This is a genomic window from Acinetobacter gandensis (genome assembly GCF_001678755.1).
GTDB lineage: Bacteria > Pseudomonadota > Gammaproteobacteria > Pseudomonadales > Moraxellaceae > Acinetobacter > Acinetobacter gandensis.
In genome coordinates this window covers 33110-48831 of sequence record NZ_LZDS01000012.1, presented here as the reverse complement: position 1 = coordinate 48831, position 15722 = coordinate 33110, and the positions used below count along the sequence as shown (strand labels likewise).

Sequence of the window (15722 nt, the reverse complement as noted above, 5' to 3'; positions counted from 1 at the left end):
CCTCATGTCTCGTGTGGCTAAAGCCCCAGTAACTGTACCTAACGGTGTAACAGTTACTCAGAACGGCCGGCAGGTCGAAGTGAAAGGCACTAAAGGTACATTGTCTTTCAACCTGCATGCGCTGGTCGAGCTAAAACAGGAAGACGGTACATTAGTTGTTGCTCCTAAAGCTGAGTCGAAAGACGCTTGGATGCAAGCTGGTACTGCTCGCGCTGTTCTTAACAACCTTGTAAAAGGTGTTAGCGAAGGTTTCGAACGTAAGTTACAACTGATTGGTGTTGGTTATAAAGCTGCGGTTAAAGGTAATGTAATTAACCTTAACCTTGGTTTCTCACACCCAGTCGACTACAACCTTCCTGAAGGTGTAACTGCTGAAACTCCTACTGCAACTGAAATCGTTCTTAAATCTGCTGATAAAGCAGCTTTAGGTCAAGTTGCTGCGGAAATTCGTGGTTACCGTCCTCCTGAGCCTTATAAAGGTAAAGGTGTTCGTTATTCTGACGAAGTTGTACTTCGTAAAGAAGCTAAGAAGAAATAAGGCGCGAGGTTCTTATGAACGAAAAGAAACAATCCCGTTTGCGTCGTGCGAAAAGCACACGCTTGCACATCCGTGCGTTGGGTGCGACTCGTTTGTGTGTAAACCGCACTCCGCGTCACATCTATGCTCAAGTTATCTCTGCAGATGGTGGCAAAGTATTAGCGCAAGCTTCTACTTTAGACGCTACTCTACGTGCTGGTACTACTGGTAACGTTGAATCGGCTCAGAAAGTTGGTGCTTTAATCGCAGAACGTGCTAAAGCGGCTGGTGTAACTAAAGTTGCATTTGACCGTTCTGGTTTCAAATATCATGGTCGTATCAAAGCCTTGGCTGATGCTGCTCGTGAAAACGGCTTGGAGTTCTAATCATGGCTAAAGTTGAACAAAACGAAGGTCTTGTTGAAAAGCTGGTTGCCGTTGATCGTGTAGCCAAAGTTGTTAAGGGTGGTCGTATCTTCTCTTTCACAGCATTAACTGTGGTAGGTGATGGTAATGGTCGCGTAGGTTTTGGTCGTGGTAAAGCACGTGAAGTTCCAGCTGCTATTTCTAAAGCACTTGAAGCTGCTCGTCGTAACATGATCACTGTTGACCTTGTTGACGGTACTGTACAACACCCTATTAATGCTCGTCACGGTGCAAGCCGCGTTTACATGCAACCTGCTTCTGAAGGTACTGGTGTAATTGCTGGTGGCGCTATGCGTGCAGTTTTAGAAGCTGTAGGTGTACGTAACGTATTAACTAAGTGTTATGGTTCTACTAACGCTGCTAACGTAGTTAACGCAACTTTCAATGGTTTGCGTGATATGACTTCTCCTGAGAAGGTTGCTGCGAAACGTGGTCTTTCAGTAGCACAAATTCAAGGGTAATCAATCATGAAAACGATTAAAGTTACCCAGACTAAATCTTCTGCGCATCGCTTGAAAAATCACAAGCTTAGCCTTAAGGGTTTAGGTCTGCGTCGTATTGGTCATACTGTTGAAGTGCAAGATACGCCTTCTAACCGTGGTATGATCAACCAAGTTTACTATATGGTTAGTGTAGAGGAATAAGCCATGACTCTGCGTTTAAATACAATTGCACCTGCAGAAGGTGCTAAACGTGATAACCTTCGTCTAGGCCGTGGTATCGGTTCTGGCGTTGGTAAGACTGGTGGCCGTGGTGTCAAAGGTCAAAACTCACGTAAGAGCGGTGGTACTCGTCCGGGCTTTGAAGGCGGTCAAACAGCGTTATATCGTCGTTTACCAAAATTCGGCTTCACTAGCCAACTCGCTTTGAAAACTGCTGAAGTACGCTTATCTGAGCTTACTAAAGTTGAAGGTGATATCGTTTCACTTGAAACTTTAAAAGCGGCGAATGTTGTTCGTAAAGACATGATTCGTGCTCGTATCGTACTTTCTGGTGAAATTACTCGTGCATTCACTATCCAAGGTGTTGCATTGACTAAAGGCGCTAAAGCTGCTGTTGAAGCTGCTGGCGGTAAAGTCGAGGAGTAATCCCCAGTGTCTATGACTCCTAGTTCGACAGGTCATGTTAACATGATGAAAGGTCAACCATTTCATGTGAAATACCGTGAAATTATTCGCCGTATGATGTTCCTCATCGGGGCGTTGTTGGTTTTTCGACTGGGAGCTCATATTCCAGTACCGGGCATTAACAATGCCGCACTTGAAAACTTGTTTAATGCAAACTCAGGCACGATCCTGGGTTTGTTTAACATGTTCTCGGGTGGTGCATTAGAGCGTATGTCAATTCTTGCGCTCGGGATCATGCCGTACATTTCTGCTTCGATTATCGTGCAGTTAATGTCTACGGTTGTTCCTTCGCTGGAAGCTTTAAAGAAAGAAGGCGAGCAAGGTAAACGTAAGATTAATCAATATACGCGACAAGGCACATTGTTTCTTGCACTTGTGCAAGCGATTGGGATGTGTGCAGGTTTGATTAGCCAGAATATTACGCTGACTAGTGGACTTGCTTTTTACGTTCCAGCAGTAACTTCTTTGGTTGCTGGTACAATGTTCTTAATGTGGTTGGGTGAACAAATCACCGAGCGTGGGGTGGGGAATGGTATTTCCATGATCATCTTCGCTGGTATTGTTGCTGGCTTGCCGAACTTAGTTCTGCAATCTTTAACTTCTGTAGATAATGGTCAATCAAGCTTGATTGGTTTAGCAATTTTTGCGCTGTTATCTGTCGGTGTTCTTGCAGCAATTGTATTTATTGAGAAGGCGCAGCGTCGTATTCCAGTAAACTACGCCCAAAAACAACAAGGTCGTCGTGTATTTACTGCTCAGCAAAGCCATTTGCCATTAAAAATTAATATGGCGGGGGTGATTCCTGCAATTTTTGCTAGTTCATTACTTTTGTTCCCTGCGAGCTTAGGTCAATGGGTGGGTAGTGCAGATCCTGATGCTGGGATTATCAAACGTGGACTTCAAGATTTGGCGCTCATATTGTCGCCAGGTCAACCGATGTATCTGGTTTTATTCGGTGCTTTGATCATCTTCTTCTGTTATTTCTATACGGCGCTTGTATTTAGCCCGAAAGAAGTATCTGAGAATTTAAAGCGCAGTGGTGCATATGTTCCAGGGATTCGTCCTGGTGAGCAAACAGCACGTTATTTAGACCATATTCTCAATCGTTTGACTTTTATTGGCGCGATTTATATCACGATCATCTGTTTAATGCCGATGATCCTGCAAAGCTCTTTTGGTATTCCATTTAGCTTAGGCGGTACGTCTTTACTGATCGTAGTGGTTGTTGTGATGGACTTTATGGCTCAGCTTCAAGCTCATCTCACATCGCATCAATATGACAATCAATCGTTAATGCGTAAAACGACTGCTCATCCGAAAGGATAAGCGCACTTAGAGATTTCATTATGAAAGTTCAAGCTTCTGTAAAGAAAATTTGTGGTAGCTGTAAAGTTATCCGTCGTAATGGGGTTATTCGCGTAATTTGCAGCGCAGAACCTCGTCATAAGCAGCGTCAAGGTTAATCTGATCAAGACCTGTTGATTTCAGTAGGCTAATTAGGTTATTATCCGCCCCTCAAGATTTTGTCGGGCGGTTGATTATCTTAACTGCCTTTTTGGAGAAAATTGAATGGCTCGTATTGCCGGTGTAAACATTCCGGATAACAAGCATGCTGTTATCTCTCTAACGTATATCTTTGGTATTGGTCGCCACACTGCAAAAGCTATTTTAGCTGCTGTAGGTATTGCACCAACTACTAAGATTCGTGAACTAGATGACGCTCAGCTTGATGCGATTCGTGCAGAAATTACTAAGGTTCCGACCGAAGGTGATTTACGTCGCGAAATTTCCATGAACATTAAACGTTTAATGGATCTAGGCTGCTACCGCGGTCTTCGTCATCGTCGCAGCTTGCCTGTCCGCGGTCAACGCACCAAAACTAACGCACGTACCCGTAAAGGTCCGCGCAAACCAATTAAGAAATAAGATTTCTGGAAGCTAAAAGATGGCTAAAGATACTCGCACACGCAAGAAGGTCACTCGTACCGTCTCTGAAGGTGTTGCACACATTCACGCTTCTTTTAATAACACCATTGTGACTATTACCGATCGTCAAGGTAATGCACTGGCTTGGGCTACCTCTGGTGGACAAGGCTTCCGTGGATCACGTAAATCAACTCCGTTTGCTGCTCAGGTAGCTGCTGAAGTTGCTGGTAAAGCTGCTTTAGATTACGGTTTGAAAAACTTGGACGTCCTTGTAAAAGGTCCTGGTCCTGGTCGTGAGTCTGCGGTTCGTGCTTTAGGTGCAGTGGGTTATAAAATTAACAGCATTACCGATGTGACGCCAATTCCGCACAACGGTTGCCGTCCACCTAAAAAACGTCGCGTGTAAGGAGAAACATTCATGGCTCGTTATATTGGTCCAAAATGCAAACTCTCTCGCCGCGAAGGGACAGACCTGCAACTTAAATCAGGCGTTAAACCGTTTGATGTTAAGACAAAAAAACATGCTAAAGCTCCTGGCCAACATGGCGGGGCTCGTGGTAGCAAACAATCTGAGTACTCACTACAATTACGTGAAAAACAAAAAGTACGTCGTATGTACGGTGTTTTAGAACGTCAATTTAGTAATTACTATAAAGAAGCTGCTCGTGTTAAAGGCGCAACAGGTGAAAACTTGTTGAAACTTCTTGAAAGCCGCCTAGATAACGTTGTTTATCGCATGGGTTTTGGTTCTACACGTGCAGAAGCTCGTCAGCTTGTATCTCACCGTTCAATCACTTTAAATGGTCGTCGCGTTAACATCGCTTCTATCCAAGTTAAAGCGGGTGACGTGATTGCAGTTCACGAAGGTGCTAAACAACAATTGCGTATTAAAAACGCGGTTGAATTAGCGACTCAACGTGGCATTCCTGCTTGGATTGAGATTGATCATTCTAAACTTGAAGGTACGTTTAAAGCTGCACCAGATCGTTCTGATTTACCTGCTGAAATCAACGAAAGCTTGATTGTAGAATTGTATTCTAAATAATCCTTGAGGTAGCAATAATGACGCGTACTGCAAATGAGTTTCTAACTCCGCAAGCGATCAAGGTCGAAGCGGCAAGCGGGACCTCGGCAAAAGTTATTCTAGAACCATTAGAGCGTGGCTTTGGTCATACTCTTGGTAATGCTTTACGTCGTATCCTTTTGTCTTCTTTACCTGGCGCAGCCGTGGTTGAAGTTGAGATTGAAGGTGTCGAGCACGAGTACAGTACTTTGGAAGGCTTGCAGCAGGACATCGTCGAGCTCTTGCTGAACCTAAAAGGATTGTCTATTAAGCTGTTCGATCAAAATGAAGCTTATCTGACATTGGAAAAACAAGGTGCAGGCGACGTAACAGCCGCTGATCTTCGTTTACCGCACAATGTTGAAGTGGTTAACCCTGAACACTTGATCGGCACATTAAGTGCTTCAGGCTCATTAAAAATGCGCCTGAAAGTTGCTCAAGGTCGTGGTTATGAGACTTCTGATTCACGCTTCCCTGAAGGCGAAACTCGCCCAGTGGGTCGTTTACAATTAGATGCATCTTATAGCCCAATTAAACGTGTTTCTTACACAGTAGAAAATGCTCGTGTAGAACAACGTACTGACCTTGATAAATTGATCATTGATCTTGAAACAAATGGTACTGTAGATCCTGAAGAAGCGATCCGCAAAGCTGCAACAATTTTGCAGCAACAAATTGCGATTTTCGTTGACCTTCAGAAAGATCAAGCACCAGTTGCTCAAGAACCTCGTGAAGAAGTTGATCCGATTTTGCTTCGTCCAGTAGATGATCTAGAGCTTACTGTTCGTTCTGCTAACTGTTTGAAAGCAGAAAATATTTACTACATCGGTGATTTAGTGCAGCGTACTGAAGTTGAGTTGTTAAAAACTCCTAACTTAGGTAAAAAATCGCTTACTGAAATCAAAGATGTTCTGGCATCGAAAGGCTTGCAATTGGGCATGCGTTTAGAGAACTGGCCACCAGCTAGTCTCCGCATGGACGATCGCTTTGCTTATCGTAGTCGTTAATTAAGTAGGACTATCACCATGCGTCATCGTAATAGTGGTGTGAAATTAGGCCGTACAAGCAGTCATCGTAAAGCGATGTTCCAAAACATGGCTAATTCTTTGTTCGAACACGAGTTAATTAAAACTACTGTTCCTAAAGCAAAAGAATTACGTCGTGTTGCTGAGCCTTTAATCACTTTAGCTAAAGTCGATTCTGTAGCAAACCGTCGTTTAGCGTTTGCTCGTACTCGTTCAGCAGCAACTGTAGGTAAATTATTTACCGTTCTTGGCCCTCGTTACAAAGAACGTAACGGCGGTTATCTACGTGTTCTTAAAGCGGGCTTCCGTGCAGGTGATGCTGCACCGATGGCTTACGTTGAGCTAGTAGATCGCGAAGTTAACTAATTTCGTGTAGAACAGCGCACGTTGTTCGGAAAAGGTCGGTTGTTTAACCGGCCTTTTTTTACGTCTGGTGAAATTGATTGTTAGACAATATTTTAATTTGTCCTGAAAAGATAAATTTTTTAGCGGTTTTTTATAAACTTGACATTGTGCATTGTCAAAAATGTGTTTTAATAAATATAAATCTAAAACAGGTTAAAAGAACAACATGGAAAAACAAGTTGATATTCTTATTGTCGGTGCTGGGATCTCAGGAGTAGGTTTAGCAGCACATTTATCTAAGCAATGTCCAAATCGTTCATTTGAGATTATTGAACGTCGTGAAAGTTTTGGCGGTACTTGGGATTTATTTAAATATCCGGGTATTCGTTCAGATTCAGATATGTCTACTTTTGGCTTTAATTTTAAGCCATGGCAAAAAGCCAGCGTACTCGCTGATGGTTCATCAATTAAAGGCTATTTATCTGAAGTTATTGATGAATATAAGCTAAAGCAGAAAATTCATTTTCAACATCGCGTGATTAGTGCTAATTACGACTCACAAAGCCACAAATGGTCCGTAGTGATTGAAGATGACAAACAAAAGCAACAAACTTGGGTAGCAAATTTTGTCTTCGGTTGTACGGGTTATTACAACTATGATCAAGGTTTCCAGCCAGAATTTCCGAACCAAGCCGATTTTAAGGGGACTTTCATTCACCCACAGCACTGGCCAGAAAATTTTAATTACGCAGGCAAAAAAGTGGTGATTATTGGTAGTGGTGCTACAGCAATTACCCTTGTACCTGCGATGGCAAAAGGTGGAGCAGGGCATGTGACAATGTTACAACGCTCACCAACCTATATTGCATCCATTCCATCTGTAGATATGATTTACGATAAGATGCGTAAAGTTTTACCAGAAGATGTTGCTTACAAACTCACACGTGCACGCAATATAGGTGTGCAGCGTGCTGTGTATGCAGTTGCACAAAAGCAACCGAAGCTGTTGCGTAAGTTCTTATTAAAGTCGATTGAAATGCAGTTGAAAGGTAAAGTGGATATGAAACACTTTACCCCGGATTATAATCCTTGGGATCAGCGTTTATGTGTGGTTCCTGATGGCGATTTATTTAAAATCTTACGCGAAGGCCGTGCTTCTGTTGAAACGGATCAAATTGAAAAGTTCACTAAAACTGGTATTCAGTTGAAGTCTGGTAAACACTTAGATGCGGATATTATTGTGTCTGCAACGGGTTTGAATATCCAGATTTTGGGTGGTATCAAAGCGACAATTGATGGTCAACCCTTGAATACTTCACAACATATGCTTTACCGTGGTGTGATGGTGAGTGATGTTCCAAATATGGCAATGATTATTGGTTACATCAATGCATCATGGACGCTTAAAGTGGATATTGCATCTGAATATATCTGCAAGCTTATTAATCATATGGACAAAAATGGCTATGATCAGGTGATTCCTCAGGGTGATGCTACAGAGCTGATGGAAGATACTGTTATGGGGAGCTTAAGCTCAGGTTACATTGCACGTGCTGCAGATGTTATGCCTAAACAAGGCAAACACGCACCTTGGAAAGTAAGCAATAATTATTTAGCTGATCGGAAAGAGCTTAAACAAGCTTCTTTTGATGATGGTGTATTAAAGTTTGAAAAAAAAAGCAGTGCAGCAAATGTTAAGCCGCGTTTAGTCTCTTAATGAGACACATGGATTGAAAAAAGGAGCTGTAATGCTCCTTTTTTATGACCTTAAGGTTCTAAAGCTTGAGCTAATCGATTTGTCTGTACATGATGAGATGAATAATAAATAAAGTATTTGTGCTCAATATGGATATCAACACACAAACGCATCTTTTTAATATTGGTAAACATCGGATCTTTGCTCAATCTTGGCATAAATTGGGTGGATCAAATGCTTGTCCAATCATTCTTTTACATGACTCTTTAGGCAGTGTCACTCTCTGGCGTGATTTTCCAAAACAATTGGCCGTACAAACTGGCCGCCAAGTCATTGCTTATGATCGCTTGGGCTTTGGTCTGTCTGATGTTTGTGAACAAAATTTATCAAATGATTTTGTATTTACTGAGGCGACTACGACTTTTAAAGCATTATTGGATTATTTTCAGTTCAGTCAGTTTTTGGTCTTAGGTCATAGTGTCGGTGGTGGTATGGCTGCAGCAATTGCTGCACAGTACCCAAAGCAGTGTGTAGGCTTAATCACTATTGCCGCGCAATATGAAGTTGAAGAATTGACATTGTCTGGCATTCGAACTGCTAAAAAAACGTTTCAACAAGCAGGGCAATTGGAGCGTTTGGAAAAATATCATCCCAATAAAGCTCAATGGGTGCTAGATGCATGGACGGAAACATGGTTATCTCCAACTTTTGCCAATTGGAATTTAAGTCAGGTGTTGGCTCAGGTGATGTGCCCAGCCCTGATCATACATGGTGAGTTGGATGAATATGGTACGACTGCACAAGCACAGCAGCTTTTTGAGGGAATTGAGGCAAATGCTGAGTTACATATTTTAGAAGGTTTGCATCATCTGCCACATAAAGAGCAGCCTGATCTGGTTATTGCTTTAATTGATGAATTTATACAGTCGTTGCCATAAATAAAAGCCCATCATAGAATGGGCTTTTATTTTGATCAACAAAATAAAAATTATAAGGAGCGTGATATTAATTCTTTCATAATTTCATTGGTTCCTGCATATATGCGATTCGCACGGTTATCTATATAAGCTCGTGCAATTGGATATTCCAACATATAGCCGTAGCCGCCGTGTAACTGTAGGCATTCATCAACTACTTTGGAGAACATTTCGGAAATTTTATATTTTGCAGCTGCTGCGGCATCAATACCTAGACTTTCTGTCAGTTGCAATTCCATACAGCGATCTAAATAAGCACGACAGAAGTCAATTTCAGTACGCAGTTCAGCCAATTTAAAGCGTGTATTTTGAAAGCTGGATACAGTTTTGCCAAAAGCTTTACGTTCTTTAGTGTATTGGACTGTATGCGCAAAGGCTGCTTCAGCACCTGCTTGGCAGATAATCGCAACTAACATCCGCTCCCAAGCTAATTCCTTCATCAGCATCATAAAGCCCATGCCTTCCATGCCGAGTAAATTTGTTTTTGGCACACGCAGGTTATCGAAAAATAACTCACAGGTATCTTGTCCTTTCATTCCTATTTTATTTAATGGCTTGCCTTTACTAAACCCAGCACGATCAGCTTCAACCATAATTAGGGATAAATTTGCTGAACCTTTTTCACTGCTGCCCGTTTTACATACGACGATTGCCATGTCACATAAGTAACCATTGGTGATGAAAATTTTTGAACCATTAATAATGAAATCATCTCCATCACTGACGGCTGTGGTTCTGACTGCTTGGAGGTCAGAGCCTGTACCGGGTTCGGTCATGGCAATGGCAGTCACGACTTCACCTGAAGCCATTTTAGGTAACCAATGTAATTTTTGCTCTTCATTGCCGAAGTTGTTGATGTAGTTAGCTACAATATCTGAATGCAAGGAAAAACCAGTGGATGAGTCCATGGCATATGCTTGTTCTTCAATTAAGATCATGCTGTAAAGGCGATCAACACCATAACCACCATAGGCTTCTGGCATAGTGGGGCAGAGCAACCCCATGGCACCAGCCTTATTCCATAAATCACGATCCACATGCTGTTGAGACTCGTATTTTTCTATATTGGGAACCACTTCTTTTTCGTAAAACTTACGTACCGTTTCACGGAAAGCTTCATGCTCAGCGTTAAATAATTGACGTGGCAGCATATTATTGATTGGGCGAATGGCTCCGGATTGCATGATTGTTTTCCTGTGTTTTTCTTTCTTTGTTTCAAAGTATAAGAATGACTACTGTGCTGCAATGTGCAGAATATTCAAAAGGCTTAAATTTGCTGAAGGATTTGGTCAATTTAATGAAAACGTGCAACCAAATTGAAGAGGATAAGGTAAACTAAGCAAGTTCTAAGATTGGGGAATACTATGACTGATGAAATCAGCTTAGAAGAACGCAAGGTGATTTACCGTGCGCGTCGTGGCTTAAAAGAGATTGATGTTTATTTTGATCCCTATGTAAAAGGCTACTATTTGCAAGCAGATCCAGCTGAAAAAGAAATGTTTGCTGAATTGGTTGCTGCAGAAGATCCAGATCTATTGGATTGGTTTATGGAAGTGAGTGAACCTCCACGTCCAGAATTAAAAACTTTTATTCATAAGCTAAAACATTACGTACATGGATAATCGGCACTTCAAACTGAAACGCAGTTTTTTGTCACATGCGTTTCAGTTTTTTATTTTCGCAGTTTTAATGACACTTCTATACCAGCTTTTACCTGTCGTACTTTGGGCGATTTGTTTTATGCTCGGCTTGGTTGTGTATGTGCTTTTTTTCCGTAAGACTTTAAAAATTACATCTTTGGAATACTTGGATGGTAGCGACTGGAATTTGCAGTTAATTAACCGTCCAGTGCAGCGTGTGCAAATCAGTCATATTCTAGATCACCAAGCCTATATCGTTGTGTATTTCTTACATGCACGTGCCAAACCCATCATTATTTGGCGAGATCAGCTCCCATTCAAACAGTGGAAATCACTCAAAGTATTGGCAAAAATGCTCTGATTGTTAGACACGCTTCAAAATAATTGAAAATAAAAAACATTAAAAAACAAATTCTTAATTCTATTTGCCAATTGTTTTGTCTAACAAAATGACAAACAATTGGTAAAATATTTAGATTGTCAGACAATTTAAACGCCTGCCGAATATTTCTACAGCTATATTAGCTTTACCCACAGCGTATTGAGGAAAACATCATGATGATGCCTACTTGGATGTTTCTGGTGATAGCAATTGTGTTAGCGATTGTTGTTGGACGACTAGGAACAGTGCTGAAGGAACAGTTAACCCAAAAATAAGCGATACAACGCTTTCACAGTTAATAAGTAGCATGTGCCGAACCGTCGCTATGCTACTTTTTTTTGCCCAAAATTTGGTATTTCTAAAAAAACAGTCAATTGCTTCGATTTTGAAACATGGCAGAGTGTGTCACTCAAATTAGAGCAAATACTCTTTAATTCACTTTTTGCTTCTGATATGTTTGTCGAGATGGACATAAACACAATTATAGAGGACAGGAAAATGTCGAGCGTCCAAAAAATATGCCAGGGTGTGGCAGTTATAGCAATAACAAGTACATTATTAGCGGGTTGTTCACAGGTTGTGAAAACGGGTGCCAACGTTGCACTTGGATTTACCGAAAAGCATATTGTTCCGCCGATTCTAGCGATGGAAGATGCTGAAATGGTGTGTAATAGCGGAACATCATTAACCCCAGCCATTATGGCGACCAAAGATATGGGGGCAGATCCAACGCGTGTTGCAGTTTTAATGTATTCCGCAGCAGGGATTTGTGCCGAACAAAAAGCATTAGAAGCTGAGTTGCGTTATCTACGTGCATCGAAGTCAAACCAAGTGGCTGAAGCACAAGATGCCCGTGTTGAACAAAAGCGTTGGGCTGCACTCGCTGCACAGCGTCAATACACAGGCTATAAGCTTTTCCAAGATCGTTACGAAAAAAAATATAAGAAAGAATTGGGCGAAGGTTGCCCAAAAATGAACAGCGATATTGATCAAACCGTTTACATGCTCGGTATGTTGAGCGGTTTGCAGTCAATGACCAACGATATTAATTCTGGTGGCGCAGTAAACGTGCCGAAAGATATTGCTGCGATCGTTGAGCGTGGCATGGTTTGCCTAAACAATGAAAAATTCTGGGGTGCACCAAATGCGACACGTGCGGTCATTTGGACCTTATTACCAGGTGCGGGTGATGGCAAACCTGATCCATATCAAACCTTAAAACAATCGACTCAGATTGGTGAGCAAAAAGGCGTGCGTTTATCACATGCACTCTATGCTGTTGCAGCACAAGCCAGTGGTGATGATGCCAAAATTCGTGATGCATTACGTACCTTTGCAAAAGCACGTTCAGATGAAAAGCCTGTCAATCCACAATTTAAACTGATTGATAGTATGGCTGAAAGTATGGTGAAAGGGATATCTGATCGCTACTGGACCGAGCACACAGGTGTACGTACTGGAGATGATGGTATGGAATCATTCTGGGATGAATCTTCAGACAGTTCAGAGTTGGATGATTTATTTGGTGGCGATGCAGATGGAGCAAGCACAGCAACTACGAGTGAATCCTCTGAATAAGCATTCACTTTCTGAACTCCACCTCTAAGTAGCAGGAGAAATGAAAATGAAAACACAATTTTTGGTACAGAAAATTGTTTTTTTAGCAATTTTCGTTTCTCTTTGCGCATGTTTACAGGTATTTAAAGACCATTTCATTTATTGGCAAGATACCTTATTTCACGACTTTTGGCGTTTGTGGACTGCGCATTGGGTGCATGTAGGCTGGATTCATTTTTTCCTTAATATGTTGGCATTTATTTGCTTACCCTTCATTTTTCCGCGTGCCGCAGTATGGCATTTCATTGCGATTTTACTCATTTTATCGCCGCTGATTAGTCTCAGCTTTTATTTCTTTTTACCTGATATTGAAGCCTATGCTGGATTATCTGGCGTGCTACATGGTGCTTATGTTGCAGTTGCATGTGTGCACCTCATGTATAAACGCGAGCGTAATTTCGCCGCATTTGTGTTGTTTCTAATCTTGGCAAAATTGGTGTGGGAAAATACCATTGGGAATACTGGAACCGCAGAGTTAATTGGCAGTCCAGTATTGGTGGAAGCGCATTTATTGGGTGTGATTGGTGGTGTTATCCTTGCGATAGGTTATATCGTCGGTAGCTATTTAATTGATAAATAATGATTGAATAGCGACAGAGTTGACAAAAAAACAGAAAAGAAAATACATATTGTCATTTTTATTCTGATCAAATTCATGCACATTGAAAGGCAATAATAAAACAGTGTGGCAAGAGGAAGGAAATACTCAAGCCAAAAAGGACAGGGATGAACTGTTGATGCAGTCATCCAAAATAAAAAATAGGAAGACTCATGCAAAATGATGAACACAACAGATCCGGCATCGTCGGGCTGTTACGTTATGTCTGGACAGAATGGATTTCGACTCTAGTCGTGTTGATCTTGCTTCTGCTTACATTGATTATTGGTACAGGGGAGATGATTCATGGTCAGCTTTTACGTACTGGTGAGCGTTTGTACGGCAATGAAAGCATTGGCATGCAATATTCATTCTTACGTGCGGAACCCACAAAGCCAGATTGTGACCGCCACCCCAACGTAGATGCGTTGGTACAAACACAAATGAAAGCCAATGCTGCTGATGAGTTTGCTGATATTTTTGGGACAGCGACTGAAGCAGATGTACGTGCTTCTGTCATGGCGGGCGTACAGCAATGTGAAGAAAAATTCCAATTTTATGACAAAGCTAAAAATTACTTAGATGAACATCCAAGTATTCGTACTTACCGTGCGATTGAAACGACGTTCTTTGGTATTTTTAAATTTGGTTCTGAAAACCGTGTCCTGATTTTACTGTTGATGGTTTTGGTTTCAGCGATTACTGCTTCAGTCAAATTCCATCATATCGGACTTCGTGCACCGACCACTCGCTTGGATTATAAAGTTTATGCATTGTTCATGGCGATTGGTAACGGCTTACTGACATTCTCTGTGTATAGCCAATTCAATTCTGTGTTGAACTCTGGGGTGAAATCGACCAATGAAACCTTGGCAGTATATTGGTTGTGGTTAGCACTCTTTGGAATTGTCACACTGATTAGTATTTATCAATTTTTCAAGCCACCTGCAGCAAAAGAGCCAGGGGCCGGAAATATTGGTTTGGCATTATTGAGTGTACCTTTATATGCCTTTATGGCCATTATCACAGGTATTGCCTTTACCTTCTTCATGGATTATCCAATGGGGCAAGGGATTTACCTTGGACAGTTGGTTGAGTTCTCAGGCATTTTCTTAAACCTTGCACTGTTTATTTGGGCAGGGATGTTGCTGACACAAACCCGTGTGATGGATTTGTTCCTTGGAATTTTACGTCCATGGAATCTAGCGCCTGAAACATTGACATGGTTGATACTAATCGCTGCCGCAATTCCTACCGCCTATACCGGTGCATCGGGGATCTTCGTTGTTGCAGCAGGTGCGATCATTTATAAAGAAGTGTGGAATGCAGGTTCACGTCGTCAGTTTGCTCTGGCTGTTTCAGCGATGTCAGGCTCATTGGGTGTAGTGATTCGTCCATGTCTATTGATTATCTTAATTTCGATGTTAGATAGTCGTCATGTAACCTCGGATGAATTATTTGATCATGGTATTTATGTCTTCTGGCTAACGGCATTTTTATTCCTCGGTATTTCACTGTTCTTGGCTGAAACGCGCTTCCGTGTTGCGTCGCCAAAAGTTGCTGTTCCGGGCATGTTAAAAGCATTCGTTCCAGTAATCCCTTACATCGTACTGACACTGATTGTGATTGCTTTCTATAAATACGGTCTAGACACCCAAATGGACGAGTTCACAGCACCAGTTGTGTTGCCTATCATTTTAATTGTCTACATCATGTTTGATCGCTGGTTCTCAGATCGTTTTACACCTCAGGCCGTCGATGCGCATGCACAGCTTAGTTTGCAGCATGAACAAAAATCTGAATTTATGCGTGAACATGGTGGGCATGGGGTCAACCGTCGTGGGTTCCGCAGTTCAATTTGGTATGCGTCTTCTGAAACGGTTGGACATATTGGTGCTTTGATTATTTTGATGGCACTCTCAGCAAGTGTTGGTGGTTTAATCGAGCGTACTGAAATTGTGGAATTGTTACCGACACATTTAGGTAATATCTACATTTCATTGGCATTCATTGCACTTCTACTGGCAATTATTGGAATGACGACAGACCCATTTGGTGCGGTGATTCTAGTGGCGGCAACGATTGCACCTGTGGCTTATGAAAATGGTATCCATCCGATTCATTTCTGGATGATTGTATTGGTTGCATTCGAGTTGGGCTATGTATCTCCACCTGTTGCATTGAATCACTTGCTGACGCGATTGTCGGTCGGGGACGAAGAAGTGCGTGCAGCAGATGCGGAAGCAAAAGAGAAATACACCAATTTCTACTACCGTTATGAGCGTTGGATTTTACCGATTTTGGTATTGTTCCCATCGCTACTGATCGTGACGTACGCACCTTACATTTTCAAATTATTTGATTGGTATAAATAAAAATTTGGC

At 41.8% G+C, this 15722-nt stretch carries 20 protein-coding genes; 19 read left to right on the top strand and 1 reads right to left on the bottom strand.

From position 1 onward, the window contains the following. Positions 1–4 precede the first annotated feature (4 nt). From rplF to A9J31_RS05180, 14 genes are all read left to right on the top strand, one after another. On the top strand, positions 5–538 hold the full coding sequence (gene rplF / locus A9J31_RS05245) for a 50S ribosomal protein L6 (protein WP_067762904.1): 534 nt from the start codon (positions 5–7) through the stop codon (positions 536–538). A 14-nt stretch (positions 539–552) separates the two neighbouring features. After that, positions 553–903, top strand: coding sequence for a 50S ribosomal protein L18 (gene rplR / locus A9J31_RS05240; RefSeq protein ID WP_067762903.1), 351 nt, complete (start codon positions 553–555; stop codon positions 901–903). A 2-nt stretch (positions 904–905) separates the two neighbouring features. Beyond that, positions 906–1403 carry a 30S ribosomal protein S5 gene (gene rpsE / locus A9J31_RS05235; RefSeq protein ID WP_067762902.1) on the top strand — a complete coding sequence of 166 codons (498 nt, stop codon included), beginning with the start codon at positions 906–908 and terminating at the stop codon, positions 1401–1403. A gap of 6 nt (positions 1404–1409) precedes the next feature. Continuing rightward, a complete protein-coding gene (gene rpmD, locus A9J31_RS05230; protein ID WP_067762901.1) occupies positions 1410–1586 on the top strand; it encodes a 50S ribosomal protein L30 in 177 nt (58 codons plus the stop codon). Positions 1587–1589: 3 nt separating this feature from the next. Continuing rightward, the gene (gene rplO / locus A9J31_RS05225) at positions 1590–2030 is read left to right on the top strand and encodes a 50S ribosomal protein L15 (protein ID WP_067762900.1); all 441 of its coding nucleotides are present in this window, start codon (positions 1590–1592) and stop codon (positions 2028–2030) included. A 45-nt stretch (positions 2031–2075) separates the two neighbouring features. Then, a complete protein-coding gene (gene secY / locus A9J31_RS05220) occupies positions 2076–3395 on the top strand; it encodes a preprotein translocase subunit SecY (RefSeq protein ID WP_171256677.1) in 1320 nt (439 codons plus the stop codon). A gap of 20 nt (positions 3396–3415) precedes the next feature. Beyond that, the gene (gene rpmJ, locus A9J31_RS05215) at positions 3416–3532 is read left to right on the top strand and encodes a 50S ribosomal protein L36 (protein ID WP_000867907.1); all 117 of its coding nucleotides are present in this window, start codon (positions 3416–3418) and stop codon (positions 3530–3532) included. Positions 3533–3638: 106 nt separating this feature from the next. Then, positions 3639–3995, top strand: a complete 357-nt coding sequence (gene rpsM / locus A9J31_RS05210; RefSeq protein WP_067762898.1) for a 30S ribosomal protein S13 — start codon at positions 3639–3641, stop codon at positions 3993–3995. Positions 3996–4014: 19 nt separating this feature from the next. Further along, a complete protein-coding gene (rpsK, locus tag A9J31_RS05205; RefSeq protein ID WP_001040166.1) occupies positions 4015–4401 on the top strand; it encodes a 30S ribosomal protein S11 in 387 nt (128 codons plus the stop codon). A gap of 12 nt (positions 4402–4413) precedes the next feature. Continuing rightward, entirely contained in the window at positions 4414–5040 is a 627-nt protein-coding gene (rpsD, locus tag A9J31_RS05200; RefSeq protein ID WP_067762897.1) for a 30S ribosomal protein S4, read from the top strand. Positions 5041–5057: 17 nt separating this feature from the next. Further along, on the top strand, positions 5058–6065 hold the full coding sequence (locus A9J31_RS05195) for a DNA-directed RNA polymerase subunit alpha (RefSeq protein ID WP_004281489.1): 1008 nt from the start codon (positions 5058–5060) through the stop codon (positions 6063–6065). Positions 6066–6083: 18 nt separating this feature from the next. Continuing rightward, positions 6084–6449, top strand: coding sequence for a 50S ribosomal protein L17 (rplQ, locus tag A9J31_RS05190; RefSeq protein WP_005012953.1), 366 nt, complete (start codon positions 6084–6086; stop codon positions 6447–6449). A 205-nt stretch (positions 6450–6654) separates the two neighbouring features. Continuing rightward, a complete protein-coding gene (locus A9J31_RS05185) occupies positions 6655–8145 on the top strand; it encodes a flavin-containing monooxygenase (RefSeq protein ID WP_067762896.1) in 1491 nt (496 codons plus the stop codon). Between the two features lie 128 nt (positions 8146–8273). Then, positions 8274–9062, top strand: a complete 789-nt coding sequence (locus A9J31_RS05180; RefSeq protein ID WP_067762895.1) for an alpha/beta fold hydrolase — start codon at positions 8274–8276, stop codon at positions 9060–9062. A gap of 50 nt (positions 9063–9112) precedes the next feature. Here A9J31_RS05180 and A9J31_RS05175 read toward each other — a convergent pair whose 3' ends face one another. Continuing rightward, positions 9113–10285, bottom strand: coding sequence for an acyl-CoA dehydrogenase family protein (locus A9J31_RS05175; RefSeq protein WP_067762894.1), 1173 nt, complete (start codon positions 10283–10285; stop codon positions 9113–9115). 180 nt (positions 10286–10465) lie between these two features. On the opposite strand from A9J31_RS05175, the gene A9J31_RS05170 reads away from it, so the two are divergent. The 5 genes from A9J31_RS05170 to A9J31_RS05150 all read left to right on the top strand — a co-directional run bounded on the left by A9J31_RS05170 (position 10466) and on the right by A9J31_RS05150 (position 15713). Then, positions 10466–10723 (top strand): FAD assembly factor SdhE, encoded by a 258-nt coding sequence (locus A9J31_RS05170; RefSeq protein WP_067762893.1) that lies wholly within the window; start codon positions 10466–10468, stop codon positions 10721–10723. Beyond that, the gene (locus A9J31_RS05165; protein WP_067762892.1) at positions 10716–11102 is read left to right on the top strand and encodes a hypothetical protein; all 387 of its coding nucleotides are present in this window, start codon (positions 10716–10718) and stop codon (positions 11100–11102) included. The genes A9J31_RS05170 and A9J31_RS05165 overlap by 8 nt, the downstream gene beginning before the upstream one ends. Before the next feature lie 519 nt (positions 11103–11621). Next, positions 11622–12701, top strand: coding sequence for a hypothetical protein (locus A9J31_RS05160; RefSeq protein WP_067762891.1), 1080 nt, complete (start codon positions 11622–11624; stop codon positions 12699–12701). 46 nt (positions 12702–12747) lie between these two features. After that, entirely contained in the window at positions 12748–13320 is a 573-nt protein-coding gene (gene rrtA / locus A9J31_RS05155) for a rhombosortase (protein WP_067763235.1), read from the top strand. Positions 13321–13511: 191 nt separating this feature from the next. Then, complete coding sequence (locus A9J31_RS05150; RefSeq protein WP_067762890.1) at positions 13512–15713, top strand: TRAP transporter large permease subunit; 2202 nt, start codon at positions 13512–13514, stop codon at positions 15711–15713. Positions 15714–15722 lie beyond the last annotated feature (9 nt).